This is a genomic window from Kordiimonas sp. SCSIO 12603 (assembly GCF_024398035.1).
Classification (GTDB): Bacteria; Pseudomonadota; Alphaproteobacteria; order Sphingomonadales; family Kordiimonadaceae; genus Kordiimonas.
On the sequence record NZ_CP073748.1, the window covers coordinates 1,153,045 to 1,166,889 of the forward strand.

At 46.8% G+C, this 13,845-nt stretch carries 15 protein-coding genes; 9 read left to right on the forward strand and 6 right to left on the reverse strand.

The genetic code is table 11. The features are described from left to right. Positions 1-66: 66 nt before the first annotated feature. Complete coding sequence (gene thiE / locus KFE96_RS05140; RefSeq protein ID WP_255834922.1) at positions 67-705, forward strand: thiamine phosphate synthase; 639 nt, start codon at positions 67-69, stop codon at positions 703-705. A 38-nt stretch (positions 706-743) separates the two neighbouring features. Here thiE and KFE96_RS05145 read toward each other — a convergent pair whose 3' ends face one another. Next, positions 744-1,298 carry a peroxiredoxin family protein gene (locus KFE96_RS05145; RefSeq protein WP_255834923.1) on the reverse strand — a complete coding sequence of 185 codons (555 nt, stop codon included), beginning with the start codon at positions 1,296-1,298 and terminating at the stop codon, positions 744-746. A gap of 97 nt (positions 1,299-1,395) precedes the next feature. After that, a complete protein-coding gene (locus tag KFE96_RS05150) occupies positions 1,396-1,761 on the reverse strand; it encodes a helix-turn-helix domain-containing protein (RefSeq protein WP_247015658.1) in 366 nt (121 codons plus the stop codon). A 312-nt stretch (positions 1,762-2,073) separates the two neighbouring features. Between KFE96_RS05150 and efp the strand changes: the two genes are divergently transcribed. After that, positions 2,074-2,637, forward strand: coding sequence for an elongation factor P (gene efp / locus KFE96_RS05155; RefSeq protein WP_247015656.1), 564 nt, complete (start codon positions 2,074-2,076; stop codon positions 2,635-2,637). A 93-nt stretch (positions 2,638-2,730) separates the two neighbouring features. Continuing rightward, positions 2,731-3,537, forward strand: a complete 807-nt coding sequence (locus tag KFE96_RS05160) for an inositol monophosphatase family protein (protein WP_255834924.1) — start codon at positions 2,731-2,733, stop codon at positions 3,535-3,537. 52 nt (positions 3,538-3,589) lie between these two features. Here KFE96_RS05160 and KFE96_RS05165 read toward each other — a convergent pair whose 3' ends face one another. Beyond that, positions 3,590-5,086 carry an amidohydrolase family protein gene (locus tag KFE96_RS05165; protein ID WP_255834925.1) on the reverse strand — a complete coding sequence of 499 codons (1,497 nt, stop codon included), beginning with the start codon at positions 5,084-5,086 and terminating at the stop codon, positions 3,590-3,592. A 194-nt stretch (positions 5,087-5,280) separates the two neighbouring features. Here KFE96_RS05165 and KFE96_RS05170 point away from each other — a divergent pair, with 194 nt between their 5' ends. The 4 genes from KFE96_RS05170 to ppk2 all read left to right on the forward strand — a co-directional run bounded on the left by KFE96_RS05170 (position 5,281) and on the right by ppk2 (position 9,619). Continuing rightward, positions 5,281-6,447: a hypothetical protein gene (locus tag KFE96_RS05170; protein ID WP_255834926.1), complete on the forward strand. Its 1,167-nt coding sequence runs from the start codon at positions 5,281-5,283 to the stop codon at positions 6,445-6,447. A 5-nt stretch (positions 6,448-6,452) separates the two neighbouring features. Continuing rightward, the gene (locus KFE96_RS05175) at positions 6,453-7,541 is read left to right on the forward strand and encodes a peptidoglycan -binding protein (RefSeq protein ID WP_255834927.1); all 1,089 of its coding nucleotides are present in this window, start codon (positions 6,453-6,455) and stop codon (positions 7,539-7,541) included. Between the two features lie 8 nt (positions 7,542-7,549). Then, the gene (locus KFE96_RS05180) at positions 7,550-8,548 is read left to right on the forward strand and encodes a serine hydrolase (RefSeq protein ID WP_255834928.1); all 999 of its coding nucleotides are present in this window, start codon (positions 7,550-7,552) and stop codon (positions 8,546-8,548) included. Between the two features lie 111 nt (positions 8,549-8,659). Further along, positions 8,660-9,619 (forward strand): polyphosphate kinase 2, encoded by a 960-nt coding sequence (gene ppk2, locus KFE96_RS05185; RefSeq protein WP_255834929.1) that lies wholly within the window; start codon positions 8,660-8,662, stop codon positions 9,617-9,619. A gap of 33 nt (positions 9,620-9,652) precedes the next feature. Here ppk2 and KFE96_RS05190 read toward each other — a convergent pair whose 3' ends face one another. Continuing rightward, positions 9,653-10,597: a sulfotransferase family 2 domain-containing protein gene (locus KFE96_RS05190; protein WP_255834930.1), complete on the reverse strand. Its 945-nt coding sequence runs from the start codon at positions 10,595-10,597 to the stop codon at positions 9,653-9,655. Positions 10,598-10,645: 48 nt separating this feature from the next. Then, entirely contained in the window at positions 10,646-12,430 is a 1,785-nt protein-coding gene (locus KFE96_RS05195; protein WP_255834931.1) for an ABC transporter transmembrane domain-containing protein, read from the reverse strand. A gap of 195 nt (positions 12,431-12,625) precedes the next feature. Here KFE96_RS05195 and rpmE point away from each other — a divergent pair, with 195 nt between their 5' ends. Both rpmE and KFE96_RS05205 read left to right on the forward strand, forming a co-directional pair. Continuing rightward, positions 12,626-12,853 carry a 50S ribosomal protein L31 gene (gene rpmE / locus KFE96_RS05200; protein ID WP_247015640.1) on the forward strand — a complete coding sequence of 76 codons (228 nt, stop codon included), beginning with the start codon at positions 12,626-12,628 and terminating at the stop codon, positions 12,851-12,853. Positions 12,854-13,066: 213 nt separating this feature from the next. Then, positions 13,067-13,525, forward strand: a complete 459-nt coding sequence (locus KFE96_RS05205; protein ID WP_255834932.1) for an Hsp20 family protein — start codon at positions 13,067-13,069, stop codon at positions 13,523-13,525. Positions 13,526-13,641: 116 nt separating this feature from the next. On the opposite strand, the gene KFE96_RS05210 is transcribed toward KFE96_RS05205, so the two are convergent. Beyond that, entirely contained in the window at positions 13,642-13,836 is a 195-nt protein-coding gene (locus tag KFE96_RS05210; RefSeq protein ID WP_255834933.1) for a DUF1192 family protein, read from the reverse strand. Positions 13,837-13,845 lie beyond the last annotated feature (9 nt).

A 13,845-nucleotide genomic window follows, 5' to 3' on the forward strand; every position in this document is an offset into this window, starting at 1 on the left:
TTAGAAATTTGGCCCTTTCCCTATAGTGTGGGGGAAGGGCTTTTAAGTTATTGAGGACCAAAAGAAATGGCAAAAACCAAAGAACCTTGTGAACTGTATCTGTTAACACCCGATACACTTGATGATGTGGCGGCTTTTGCTGCCGATTTGGATGCTGTTCTAGCAACCGAAATGGTGCCTGTGGTGCAGGTCCGCCTCAAAGATGTAGATGATGAAACATTCACGGATATTGCGAGCCAGCTGAAAGATGTTTGCCACAAGCATGATGTTGCAGTGATCATTAATGACCGAGTGGATATTGCAAAGGCTGTTGGTGCCGATGGCGTTCATATTGGGCAAGATGATATGAGCCTGGAAGACGTACGCAATATCCTCGGCGAGGATTTTGATATCGGCGTAACTTGCCACAATAGTCGTCATCTGGCCTATGAAGCAGGTGAGGGTGGTGCCAATTATGTGGCTTTCGGAGCGTTCTTTCCAAGCGTGACAAAAGCAGATGCAGAACCTGCGGAAATTGAAATTCTACAGATGTGGGAAGAAGTAACAGATATTCCGTGTGTGGCAATTGGTGGCATAACACCAGAGAACTGTCGCAGTGTTGCAGATGCAGGCGCACATTTTGTAGCGGTATGCGCGGGTGTTTGGCAGCATGAAGCGGGTCCTGTAGCTGCAGTGAAAGCCTACCATCAGGCTCTTAACAGCTAGACTAAAAAAAACGCGGCTTTGAGGCCGCGTTATCTGTTTTAAAGCTTATCTAGCTCAGAGAGGATAACTTCTGTCTCTGGTCTGTTTTTATAGCCTTCTTCAAACAACTTGGCTTTGATTGTACCGCTGTTGTCTGTGATCACGATAATTGGGTGCGGAATCCCGTATACACGGTCACCTGGTTTGTACTTTTCATTGAGTACACCAAATGACTTGATGATTGCAGAACCATCATCAGAAAGCAGCGGATAGCTGATACCGCGTTTTTTGGTGAATTTATCAAGCACCTTTACGCTGTCATAACTAACACCAACAACATTGAAACCACGCTTACGAATTTCTTCTGCAGCTGACTTCTCGATGTTGATAAGCTGGCGCTGACAATATGGGCACCACTTTGCTGAGCGGAAGAACACCAATACTGTGCCATTTTCACCAGTAAGCGATGAAAAAGACTGTTGCTGGCCTTTTTGATCCATCACTTCAAGATTATGTGGGATTTTAGAGCCGACAGCCGGCCCCAAATCGGATGCGGCGGCAGGGAAACTGCTTGCAATCAGCAGTACAATGCCGCTTAGAATTTTTTTAAACATAAGCTCCCCTGAACTTTATTAATAAACACAAGGGTGCTTATGAAACTATGTTTAGTTGAAACCAATTCACATCTAATTGATAACGATAACAGTTCCGTTATAAGAGATCGACCTGTGAGGTAGTTTCCGGGGCCTGTGCAATTGCTTCCATCAGATTAAGGAATTGACTACGCACATGATCTGGCATTCTTTCGGTATATTTAATGAGCTCTGCGATCTCTTCTGATTCTGGCACATCTTCATAGGCCATGCTGCCTTTAAAAAGTTCAGAAACGTCTACATTGAAGATGTCAGCGATTTGAACAAGTTTGCTGGCAGAGATTCGATTTTTGGCTTTTTCGTATTTTTGAATTTGCTGGAATGTTAATCCGACTGCGGCGCCTAATTCTGTTTGTGTGATGTGGCGCTCCTTGCGAAGCTGCCTTATTCGCTCGCCAACAGCGATATCTACTGGATCAGCCATGAACTCCCCCTCTAAGCTACAGGGCTTTATTATTAACCAAAAGTTAATAATGAGGAACTCTTTATTGTAGCATGATTTATCCTCATAGCTGCATGTTGGGAAAAGTCTTTATATTAATTATGCTTATATCCCAGCGGGGGTAATCGTTATTTCATAACATCAGCTATGATTATCAACGGATTGAATTCAAGACGGTGAAAAACACTGTGAATCACTCACTGGTTTGTTTTCCTTGATTGCTTTCTCCTGATAAATCTGCTATCCCCCGCCCAATTTTGTTCTTTGACTTTGAGAAATCTGAAAGGCTGTTCCATGAAGATAGATGGTAACTCTATCCGTCCGGGTAATGTAATTATTCACAATGGTGAATTGTGGCGCGCAGTAAAAATTGCACACACGCAGCCGGGCAAAGGCGGTGCTTACCTGCAGGTTGAACTTAAAAACCTGATCAATGGCAGCAAGCTTAACGAACGTTTCCGTTCCAGTGAAAAAGTAGAACGCGCTGTTCTTGAGCAAAAAGATTATCAGTTCCTGTTTGCTGATGGCGATATGTATACCTTTATGGATGGTGATACATACGAGCAGATTTCTCTCTCTTCAGAAGATATTGGTGACGATACTGTATTCCTACAGGACGGAATGCAGGTTCAGATCGAATTCCATGAAGAAAAGCCTCTAGGCGTTAGCCTTCCTGATAAAGTAACTCTTGAAGTTGTTGAAACTGAGCCTGTTGTGAAAGGCCAGACAGTTTCTTCAAGCTATAAGCCTGCTGAACTTGATAATGGTCTGCGTGTTGGTGTGCCGCCATTCATTAAAGCCGGTGACAAGATTGTTGTATCCACAGCTGAGCGCGAATACGTAAGCCGCGCTGACTAACAGCTTTTTAATGATTATTGCCGTAACCTGTTTCGCCGAAAACACAGCGAAGCAGGTTATGTGTTTTAATAAAGATTTATAGAGAGAACTCCCATGGCCCGTCGTTCCCCCCTTATTAACGTGATGGTCTCTGCCGTAATGAAAGCGAGCCGCAGTCTGCGCCGCGATTTCGGTGAAGTTGAACAATTGCAGGTTTCCCGCAAGGGTCCAGCAGATTTTGTATCTATGGCTGATAAACGTGCAGAAGATACACTGTTTGAAGAACTGCAGCGCGTACGCCCGGATTTCGGTTTCCTTATGGAAGAGCGCGGTGAAGTTAAAGGCAAGCGTGATGATGTTCGCTTCATCATTGATCCGCTTGACGGCACAACAAACTTCCTGCACGGCCTTCCGCACTTTGCGATGACAGTAGCTGTGGAAGAACGCGGCGAAATCACAGCAGGTGTTATATACGCACCGCTTACTGATGAGCTGTTCTGGGCTGAAAAAGGCCAGGGCGCTTACCTGAATGATAGCCGCCTTCGTGTATCTGGCCGTAAGCGTATGGATGAAGCGCTTCTCTCTACAGGTATTCCGTTTAAAGGCCGCGAAGGGCATGATGAGTTTAAAGCCGAGCTTGCTGAGTTTATGCCGTCGGTAGCTGGCATCCGCCGCTTTGGTGCTGCAACACTCGATCTCGCATATGTTGCGGCTGGTCGTTATGACGGTTTCTGGGAATCAAACCTTCAACCATGGGATATCGCAGCTGGTATTCTGATGGTGAAAGAAGCAGGCGGTTATGTAACTGATCTTAACGGCGGTACAGATATGCTGAAAACAGGTGATATCATTGCAGCCAACGATCAGCTTCATATGCCGATGCAGCGTGTGATCAAACGTGCGCGTCGTGGTTTAAAGTAAACTCGATTTATAATGATGTAGAAAGGCCGGGAATTTTCCCGGCCTTTTTTTGTTAGTTTGCTTGTGCGCTCAGGCTGTTGCGCGTTAGCACCCGGCCTCTGCTGATGATCATGTCAATGGCATTGTAAGCATCAAGCGATAGTGTCGGGTCTTCTTCAAGAATAAGCATATCAGCAATTTTACCTTTGCTGATCGAACCAACGTTATCCTCTAGATTAAAGGCTTTGGCGTTGTCCCATGTCGCTGCTTTCAGGATAGCGGTGAGTGGGATGCCAGCGGCTTGCCAGTGTTGCATTTCCCAGTATCCATTCAGGCCAGGCGGATTACCGAAGGTTTGATCTGAGGGTGTGTCTGTACCAAACAGGAGCAAACCACCTTCATCATAAATATGTTTGGCAATGCGGTAAGATTGCTCGGTTTTGTAGATATTGTTCGCATAGCGGGTTTGTAGATTTTTTTCAGTGGGGGCTTCATCACCAAGTATCTGGTCTCGGTACCACCGTGCCGCTGGAGTTTTATACCATTCAATCAATTCTGCCGGATAAACATGCTTGAGTTCTGGTTCATCCAACACACTGTGGTCGTACAAAACGCCTTCACCGGGCAAAACCTGAAAAGTTGGCATATAGCCAGTGCCTGCATCTGCTATTTTACCGGCAAGGTTGAAGGCGCTTTCACTTGGTTCTGTTGCTACCTTGCCGTCGATGTAATTCCAGTGCCACATGCCGTGTACCAGAATATCTGCATATTCATAGGTGGCTTTCTGGTTTGCTTCCCTGTTGGCATGTACGAGAAGTGGCATACCTGTTTTATCAGTTTCGTTTTTTAAAGCGCTAAGTGTTTTCCTGCTTGGTACAGGCCAGTTTGAGCCGGGCCGCCACCCAGCTTCATGAAATGTTTTAAAGCAAACCGCACCGTTTGCTTTTGCGCGTGCCACAACTGCCTTTGGTGTGTGTTCCGTAAGATCAATATTCGCTGGAATTAATCCTTCCTGCCCTTCATTATAAATGAAGTTTCTATTGGCGGTGTAACGGATCGCTTCCGGATAAAACCTGAGCGGATATCCATCTGCTACAGGGGCTGCGGCATCACAATCGTATATGTTCGGGCCAATTGGTAACTCTTTAAAGGCCGCCAATTGCTCTCGGCTCCCAACATTTAAATCGATCACGCTTGTATAACCGTAGTAGAGGTAACTCTTTACCGATTGTTCGTAGTATGCGCCTAAAAATTCCAGGTTTTCAGGTGAATTCCCCCAAGGTATGCCGGGGCGGCTTGCTAAATGAACATGGCTGTCAATTAAGCCGGGAATAACATATTTGCCCGTTGCATCAATGATGGTCGCGTCTCTGTATGTTTGGGGGAGCTGTCCTTGCCCCACTTCCAGAATACGGTCATCTTCAATAATAATGTAGCTGCTAGCTATTTTTGAAAGATCAGGCGCTGTTTGAACGAGTGTAGCCCCCTTGATAATAGTAGTATCTGCCAGCAATGCCTGCGTACAGGCGATAGCGGCGATACCCACACAGAGCATCGATTTTAATGACATGGATTTCCTCGCATATTTATATTTATAACTTATGAGGTGGGAAGAACATCATTCTATTCAAGAGTATTGAACCTATAAAAATACGCTTTCCTGAAGCTAGGCATTGCAAGTCATAATTTCGCCCTTAAACTAGGCTGGTATGTATTCCAACGTGTTGGTACTATTTGATTTCTTCGCCGGGGAGAGTTGCAGGCATGCAAAAGCCAAACAATTTCATAACACGCATGGCACTATTTTCACTTGCTGTGGTGCTGTTGGGTGTGCTCCTGAGGGATGCGCTGGTTGATGCATTTATGGCCAATATTGCTCTGAATGGGGTTATAGTTTTCACTCTCCTTATCGGTGCTGGTTTTGCGTTCCGCCGGGTATTTGATCTGAAACCGGAAATTGAATGGATCAATGTCTTTAAACGCCGGGATAGCGCGACCACATCAGTAACACCAAAACTTATGGCGCCCGCTGCTCAACTACTGGCAGCACAGGAAGAGGGCGGTATGCGTTTGTCCACTCTTTCCATGCGGTCTGTGTTGGATGGGATCGCTTCTCGTCTTGAAGAAAGCCGTGAAATTAGCCGTTATTTCACACAGCTCCTTATTTTCCTTGGTTTGCTTGGTACATTCTGGGGGCTTCTCGGAACTATTGGTGCAATTGGCGGGACCATTAACAGCCTTACGGTTGATGGCGGTGATATGGCATTGATGTTCGATGAACTGAAGGCTGGGCTAGAGACGCCACTTGCTGGTATGGGCACAGCTTTTTCAAGCTCGCTTTTTGGCCTAGCTGGTAGTTTGATCCTTGGATTTATGGATTTGCAGGCAAGTCAGGCACAAACGCGCTTCTATAATAATGTGGAAGATTGGCTAGCGTCGGTTACGCATCTTTCCCGCAGTGAAATGTCTGAAGGTGTCGCCAGCCCAAACAGCTATATGACAGCGCTTATGGAGCAGACAGCGGACGGCATTGACCGTTTGCAGCGTACGCTTAAGCAGTCTGAAGATGCTCGTAATCAAACACAGTCGTCTATGATCGCTATCGCAGAAACACTCGCTAGTCTTTCTGATAAAATGGAAACACAGTCGGAACTTGTACGCCATAGCGATGAAACTAACCGGTCACTGGCAACAGCAATTCAGCAATTGGCTGCTGCGCAGGCAAAGCCGCATGATGTGCCCGCGCCCGCGCCCGCAATGGATGATGCCACCAAGGGGCATATCCGAAATCTTGATTTGGGCATCAAGCGTTTGATTGAAGAACAGTCCCGCAATAGTGAAAACACTGTTGATGAACTGCGGAGTGAATTGAAACTGCTTTCTCGTACTATCGCAGCAGGGCTGGATAGCCGTCGTGATGGGGAGCAATAAGCCAGATGTTCGCTCGGCGTAAAATAGGCGCTCAAGGGGATAGTAGCTGGCCGGGGTTTGTGGATGCATTGTCCTCGCTCTTGCTGGTGATTATCTTCCTGCTGTCCATGTTTGTGCTGTCGCAATTTTTCTTGGGACAGGCACTTTCAGGCCGTGATCAGGCCCTTGCGGAACTCAGAGGGCAGGTGGCTCAACTCGGGAACCTTTTGAAACTTGAGCAGCAGGCTAATAGCTCGCTTAGGGAGAATGTGGCTAACCTCTCTTCTTCCTTAAATGCTGCGAATGCTGACCGTGATAAATTAAGTGCTGATCTTGAAGCAGTACGCAGCGCGCTTTCATCTTCTGATACACGGCTTGAAGAAATGACAGAAGCGCGTGAGCGTTTTGAAAAGCTCGCCAGTGATCTGGAGCTTAAGCATAAAATCTCGTCTGGAGCACTGGCGGAAGAAAAAGCGATTTCCCAGCGCGCGCAGCAGCAGGTGGCGCAATTACAGAACAATATTAATGTGCTCAGGGAACAGCTTGGGCGTCTTGAAGCTGCTTTGCAGGCTAGTGAAGAGCGTGACCGCCGTAATCAGGCAGTGATCGTGGATATGGGCCGCAGGTTGAACCGTGCGCTCGCCAGTAAAGTGGAAGAGCTTGCAGGATACCGTTCAGAATTCTTCGGACGCCTGAAAGAAGTGCTGTCTACACGTCCTGAAATTCGCATCGAAGGGGACCGCTTTGTATTTGCTTCAGAGCTGTTGTTTGCGAGCGGGCAGGCCGATCTGGGTCCAGAAGGCCGTGCAGAACTTCGGAAGTTTGCTGAAACACTGATTGAAATTTCCAGCCAGATTCCATCGGAGCTTCAGTGGGTACTGCGGGTTGATGGCCATACAGATAAGCGTCCGATCTCAACAGCGCAGTTCCAGAGCAATTGGGAACTATCAGCGGCGCGAGCCATTAGCGTGGTGGAATTCCTGATTGAAGCGGGTGTACCAGCGAATAGGTTAGCAGCCGCAGGCTTTGGTGAATTCCAGCCAATTGATCCTGATGATAATGTATTTGCTTATAGCCGTAACCGTAGAATTGAAATGCGCCTGACCCAAAGATAAGAGTTTTTATGCAAAGATTCGGCACCGTAATATTCCTCTTTTTGGCATTATGCACTTCAGCCTTTGCTGATGATATCAGCCTTGTTGGCGAGGAAATCAGTGAGGGAAAGCACAAAGGTGTAAAGGGCGGTATTGTTGCGGTGGATGGTAAAATCCTCTTTGAAGCTTATGCGCCGGGTGAGCAGGCAGATAAAGCAAGAGATATCCGTTCAGCTACCAAATCCATTACATCTCTTCTGATTGGGAAAATGATTGAGCTTGAAATGCTCAAGAGTGTAGATGTGCGGGTGTCGGAGATATTGCCTGATGAGTTTGCTCATATGGCAGAGGATGACCCACGGCGGAATATCCGTATTAAAGATATCCTCACCATGCGTACGGGTTTGGCCTGTAATGATTGGCAACCAGCTTCACTGGGGCAGGAAGATAAAATGTATGAAACGCCTGATTGGGCGGCATTTATACTTTCACAGCCATTATCCCATGAAACAGGAGAACATTTCAGCTACTGCACAGGTGGCGTGGTGCTCTTGGGCCGTGTGATTGAAAAACTTTCAGGCATGAAAGTACCGGCTTTTGCGGATAAGCATTTGTTTGCGCCGCTTGGTATCAAAGAAGCTAAGTGGGATGAAACTCCGAAGGGGTATACCGACACGGGAGGTCATCTGAAGCTAACCCTTAAAAGCCTGTACCGAATTGGCGAAATGATGGCGTCTGGTGGTGAAGGTGTTATCCCTGCATCATGGGTTAAGGATGCCGTAGAACCCAGAACACGGATTTACGAACGCCCTGAAGGGTATGGTTATCTGTGGTGGCTTCATGGCGGTGAAATTGAAGGTAAGAAGGTTACCCTTATTTACGCTCATGGGAATGGAGGGAATTTTATTTTCCTCGTGCCGGAGCTTAAAATCGTAGCGGCGTTCACTGGTGTGAATTTTGGTTCACGAGACCAGTTCATTCCTAAAAACCTGCTTACACGGCGCATTATTCCAGCCTTGTTAAAATAGCCAAACTCTCGGTTTTCACTGAGCATATTTGACCATTATCAAAGTAACCACTGGCACGAATGCTACTGGTGGGTTTGTGTTATTGGGGGTATGACTGAAAGGGGAAGCCGCATGACAACGACGCAATCCGAACAGCAGCAAGTAAAGCCAGCTATTAAAGCTGTGCCAAAATCTCAGCCTGTTGATGAAAAGGTGGAAAAATCATCTTTCCCTGTGGTGTCCCCGGATAAAATCCGTGAAGCATTTGAAACAGGTGAATACCCCTATAAAGAAAAGCTCTCGCGTAAAGCCTATGAAGATGAAAAAGCCAAGCTGCAGGCAGAGCTTCTTAAGGTGCAGCTTTGGGCGCAGGAAACAGGGCAGAAATTTGTAATTCTGTTTGAAGGGCGTGATGCAGCTGGTAAGGGGGGCACCATCAAACGCTTTACTGAGCATCTTAATCCGCGTCATGCGCGTGTGGTCGCGCTCAATAAGCCAACGGAGGTGGAACGTGGTCAATGGTTCTTCCAGCGCTATATCGAGCACCTGCCAACTGCAGGGGAACTCGTTTTTTATGACCGCAGTTGGTATAACCGTGCTGGCGTTGAGCGCGTAATGGGTTTTTGTCAGCCAGATGAATATCTAGAGTTTATGCGCCAGACCCCTGATCTTGAACGCATGCTCACCCGCTCTGGCATCAGGCTCTATAAATATTGGTTCTCGGTAACTCAGGATGAGCAGAAACGGCGTTTTGATGGCCGCAAAACAGACCCGCTCAAGCGCTGGAAATTAAGTCCTATTGATGAAGCTAGTCTTGGGAAGTGGGATGACTATACAGAAGCAAAGGAAGCGATGTTCTTCTATACGGATACAGCAGATGCCCCGTGGACGGTGATTAAATCAAATGACAAGAAACGTGCCCGTATCAACTGTATGAAGCATTTCCTGAGCACCATTGAATACCCTGACAAGGATTATGACCTGGTGAACGGTGTGGATCCATTGATTGTTGGGCATGCCAGCCATGTAATTCACCGATCAGAGCATATCCTGGGGCGGTCCCTTCATCCTGAACAGCGGCGCGGGAAATAACAGCAGATAGTCCTCAGTATCAAGCTGAGGGTTTTAAGTGCGCTTCCAATCCAGTAGATACTGGCCTGTTTGCTTTGCTATCAGCTGGATTTTATCAGCGCCTGAATAAGGTGAAAGTACAACCCTGAAGCCATTATGACCACCTCGGGGTGTTTTAAGGAGCTGCAGTTCCGGCCGATGTTCTGTGGCTAAGATGGTTTCTTTTAGCTGGCCGTCAATCCAAAGCTCCAGCTCTACTGGATTGTCATTGGCCTGGTAAAAAGCCCAGCCGATGATGTGCTGATCTGGAATGAAACCAAAATCGTGATAGCAGAATACTTTGTTTTCATAATATGACTGCAGCAGTTTCTGGAGATAGATTTCTACCTCACTCACAAAAACCTGATCACGGTCATTATGCGCTAAGATATCGGACCGCACATCATCAGGAACAGTATTTTTACTTGTTTTGTGAGCGATGTTTTCACGCTCTTCTGAGAAGTTTACAGCGTATTTCCCTGAAAGCCGTTCAAGGCATTTACCGTAAGATTGAAGCGAACCCACCATATCAAAGGCCCGCCAAGGTACTTGGCCTATCATTCTGAACTGTTTGTTTGTTTCAGCGGGAGAACGGTAAAATTCTTCAAATGGTTGATCCAATCCGTGTTTTTTCTTCAGGTAAAAATACTCTGAAATCACGCGGTCAACTGGCTCACGTACAAAAGAAATGGTATTTTCAGCACCGAAAAGCTGGAGGTATCTATCACTAAAGAAATGACCACCTAACAGTTCTTTTTCTTCCTTTTGAAAAGCTTCATAGAAGCTGTATTCGTCAATCGTAGGCTTCTCGTAAATAAACTGCCTTACGAGTTTGGTGCTATGTTCCACATCCGGCCCGTAATCAACCTCCACGGCATCATAGCCCGCAATATTACGCACGCTTTTTAGAAAGCTGGTTCCCGCTGTTTTAGGGATATGAATGAAGAGCATGCCGGACATAGGTTGAATTCCAAGGATTATATATTAGTGGTACTGTAAGGAATTAGCTTAGTGCATTTCGCCAAACTGTAAATCGGCCAGACGTTTATACAATCCGTCTTGTTTCACCAGTTCACTATGTGTGCCTTCCGCGACGATCTTACCCTCATCCAAAACGATGATACGGTCAGCTTTCTTTACCGTTGCAAGGCGGTGTGCGATCACGATAGTAGTTCGGTTTTTCATTAGGTTCTCAAGCGCCATTTGTACCTTTTGCTCGCTTTCAGCGTCTAGAGCACTGGTTGCTTCATCTAGAAGCAGAATTGGTGCGTCTCTAAGGATGGCACGGGCAATGGCAAGGCGCTGGCGCTGGCCACCTGAAAGTCGGGTGCCGCGCTCACCAAGGTAGGTATCATATCCTTCACCAGCTCGTTCAATAAAGCTATGGGCCGCTGCCGCCTCTGCGGCTTCAATAACCTCTTCGTCGGTGGCATCGGTGCGGCCATAACGGATGTTCTCTGCAATCGAATCGGCAAAGATAATTGTTTCCTGTGGCACGAACGCCAGATGCTGGCGAAAATCGGTTGGATCAGTATTTTTGATATCAATACCGTCGATTTTAATGTTGCCTGACTGAGGATCATAAAACCTCAGAAGAAGCTGCAGTACTGTTGATTTACCAGCTCCTGATGGCCCTACAAGTGCGATTGTTTCGCCCGGTTTGATATGCAGGTTTAGCTTTTCAAGTGCCGCATCATCTTTCTTGGTTGGGTAGTGGAAGGTCACATCATTAAAATGGATGCTGCCGTCGATATCTGCAGGAATAGCCAGCGGCTTCTCGGGAGCCTGAATTTTGGCCTCTGCGGCGAGTAGTTCTGCTAGCCGGCCAGCAGCGCCTGCTGCACGCTGAAGCTCGCTGTAAACTTCTGAGAGGGCGCCAAAAGCACCTGCTACAAAAATTGCCAAGAGGATAAACTCTACCATATCACCGCCACTCATGGTGCCGGCAATCACATCCTGTGCTCCCTTATAAAGCACAAAGGCGATGGCACCGAAAATCATGAAAATCATGATGAAAGTAAGACCAGCACGCACTTGAATACGGCGTTTTGCTGCGATGAAGGCGTCATCCACATGATCACCAAAGCGTTTTGCTTCAGTGGTTTCCTGTGTGAAAGCCTGAACAATATTAAGAGCCGAGAGCGATTCGTTTGCTCTTGCACCTACATCTGCCACTTTATCCTGACTGGTACGGGAAAGGTTCCGCACTTTCCGGCCAACAATGATGATGATGGCAAGAAGAAGCGGTATTACCACAGCGATATAAAGCATCAGTGTTGGTGATTTGATAAACAGAAGCACAGTACCCGCGACTGCAATTAACAGATTCCGCGCCCAAACAGAAACGCTGGAACCAACTATAGATTGGATCAGCGTTGTATCGGCGGTAAGGCGAGAGACAATCTCACCCGGTCTATTCTCTTCGAAGAATTCAGGAGAAAGAGTTATCAGCCGTTCGTAAACACCTTTGCGGATATCTGCTACGACTCGTTCACCAAGCCATGTCACGAAATAAAACCGGAATGCAGTAGCTACAGCCATGATGGTTACGATAGCAACGAGAACAAGGAAATAGTCATTTACCAGAGTAGCGCTCTCTGAATTGAACTCGTTATCGATTATATCACCCATAGCGCGGGGTATAGCGAGCGATGTAGCAGCAGCAATAAGCAAAAACAGTGAAGCGAGAATCAGTTGCGTTTTGTATGGTTTTACAAACGCCCACAGGGTTTTCAGCTGCTTAAGTTTGCCTTTTGGCGGTTCATGCTCTTTGCGGATGGTACTATCTGACATAAATGTTTCCTTGCTCCTAGAGTGCCAGATATAGGGGGCTAAGGGCCTAATTCCAACGAATGTTTTTGAATAAAGATGATCGGAATTGTAAATAAATTGCGAAAAAAGCGCAGGCCATGCGGAAAAGCGCATCATAGCCCTTGCATTATGTCAGAGTTTCTCTTATACGGACGGCCTGTTTTGGAGATTTGACCAATGAAACAAGATATTCATCCCGACTACCACACTATCAAAGTGGTAATGACTGATGGGACAACTTTTGAGACTCGTTCTACATGGGGCTCGGAAGGTGACACTATGAACCTTGAAATCGACCCGAAGTCTCACCCAGCGTGGACAGGCGGCGTGCGTAACGTTATGGAAGGTGGCCAAGTGGCTCGCTTCAAGAAACGTTTTGCCGGTGGTCTTTCTCTCAAGAAATAAGTGCACTGCCCAAAGTTTTCTTAAAAAAGGTACCGAGTTTCTCGGTGCCTTTTTTTATTTCTGAAGTTTTTTGATCCTCATCCCTTGTAAGCTCAAAATCGCATACCTACATGAAGTTTACCGGTCGCCGTATAGCGGGGCTGGATAGTTTTAAAGGCCTGACCATGATGGTGGGCGTTAACCAACTTGTCGCTTCATATAGGAGGACTAGACATGCGTAATTTTGACCTTTCTCCATTAATGCGTTCCAGCATTGGATTTGACCATTTATCCCGTCTTGTAGATTCCGCTTTATCCAGCGAAAGCAGTGCTGCTTATCCGCCGTATAATATCGAAAAGCTGGATGAGGACGATTACCAGATTACCATGGCTGTTGCCGGTTTTGCCCCTGATGAACTGAATGTAGTTATCCAGGAAGGCACATTATTGATTTCCGGTGCGGCTAAAGAAGATACCGGAGACCGCAAATATTTGCATCGCGGTATAGCAAAGCGCGCTTTTGAACGTCGATTTGAGCTCGCAGAAACCATTAAGGTTGGGGATGCCCACTTTGAAAATGGACTGCTGCAGATTGATCTTAAACGAGTGATCCCTGAGCATAAAAAACCGCGTAATATCGAAATCAGATCAAGTGAGCCACGCGTGAAAACGCTTGAGGCCTCGGATATCTAAGCCCTGATTTCCCTTTAAGTTGCGATTTCTCCCTATTCCACGATCCTCGCAGTCGTGAAACTTCAGCGGGAACCGACCAATCCTCCCCCGATATGGTCCGTTCCCGCCTTTTTCGTTTATGATTTGAAGAAGGCGTCTGCCGCCGCGCGGCTCGCTTTTTTGGCCTTTATTTCCTCTTCTGTACGCGTAATCTCTATTTTTAAAACGGTAATGCGTTCTTCAAGCTGATCAACGCTTGCTTCAGATAGGTCTTCTTTCTCAAGAGCAGCAGTTGGCGTATCTTTCTTCAGTGGTAAGTCATCAAAGTCCATCACGGGGTC

What these genes read in the sequence shown, in the direction of transcription:
- KFE96_RS05145 (WP_255834923.1), bottom strand. Translation starts at nt 1,298, where the DNA reads ATGTTTAAAAAAATTCTAAGCGGCATTGTACTGCTGATTGCAAGCAGT.
- thiE (WP_255834922.1), top strand. Translation starts at nt 67, where the DNA reads ATGGCAAAAACCAAAGAACCTTGTGAACTGTATCTGTTAACACCCGAT.
- KFE96_RS05160 (WP_255834924.1), top strand. Translation starts at nt 2,731, where the DNA reads ATGGCCCGTCGTTCCCCCCTTATTAACGTGATGGTCTCTGCCGTAATG.
- KFE96_RS05210 (WP_255834933.1), bottom strand. Translation starts at nt 13,836, where the DNA reads ATGGACTTTGATGACTTACCACTGAAGAAAGATACGCCAACTGCTGCT.
- ppk2 (WP_255834929.1), top strand. Translation starts at nt 8,660, where the DNA reads ATGACAACGACGCAATCCGAACAGCAGCAAGTAAAGCCAGCTATTAAA.
- KFE96_RS05195 (WP_255834931.1), bottom strand. Translation starts at nt 12,430, where the DNA reads ATGTCAGATAGTACCATCCGCAAAGAGCATGAACCGCCAAAAGGCAAA.
- KFE96_RS05180 (WP_255834928.1), top strand. Translation starts at nt 7,550, where the DNA reads ATGCAAAGATTCGGCACCGTAATATTCCTCTTTTTGGCATTATGCACT.
- KFE96_RS05170 (WP_255834926.1), top strand. Translation starts at nt 5,281, where the DNA reads ATGCAAAAGCCAAACAATTTCATAACACGCATGGCACTATTTTCACTT.
- KFE96_RS05190 (WP_255834930.1), bottom strand. Translation starts at nt 10,597, where the DNA reads ATGTCCGGCATGCTCTTCATTCATATCCCTAAAACAGCGGGAACCAGC.
- KFE96_RS05150 (WP_247015658.1), bottom strand. Translation starts at nt 1,761, where the DNA reads ATGGCTGATCCAGTAGATATCGCTGTTGGCGAGCGAATAAGGCAGCTT.
- rpmE (WP_247015640.1), top strand. Translation starts at nt 12,626, where the DNA reads ATGAAACAAGATATTCATCCCGACTACCACACTATCAAAGTGGTAATG.
- efp (WP_247015656.1), top strand. Translation starts at nt 2,074, where the DNA reads ATGAAGATAGATGGTAACTCTATCCGTCCGGGTAATGTAATTATTCAC.
- KFE96_RS05175 (WP_255834927.1), top strand. Translation starts at nt 6,453, where the DNA reads ATGTTCGCTCGGCGTAAAATAGGCGCTCAAGGGGATAGTAGCTGGCCG.
- KFE96_RS05165 (WP_255834925.1), bottom strand. Translation starts at nt 5,086, where the DNA reads ATGTCATTAAAATCGATGCTCTGTGTGGGTATCGCCGCTATCGCCTGT.
- KFE96_RS05205 (WP_255834932.1), top strand. Translation starts at nt 13,067, where the DNA reads ATGCGTAATTTTGACCTTTCTCCATTAATGCGTTCCAGCATTGGATTT.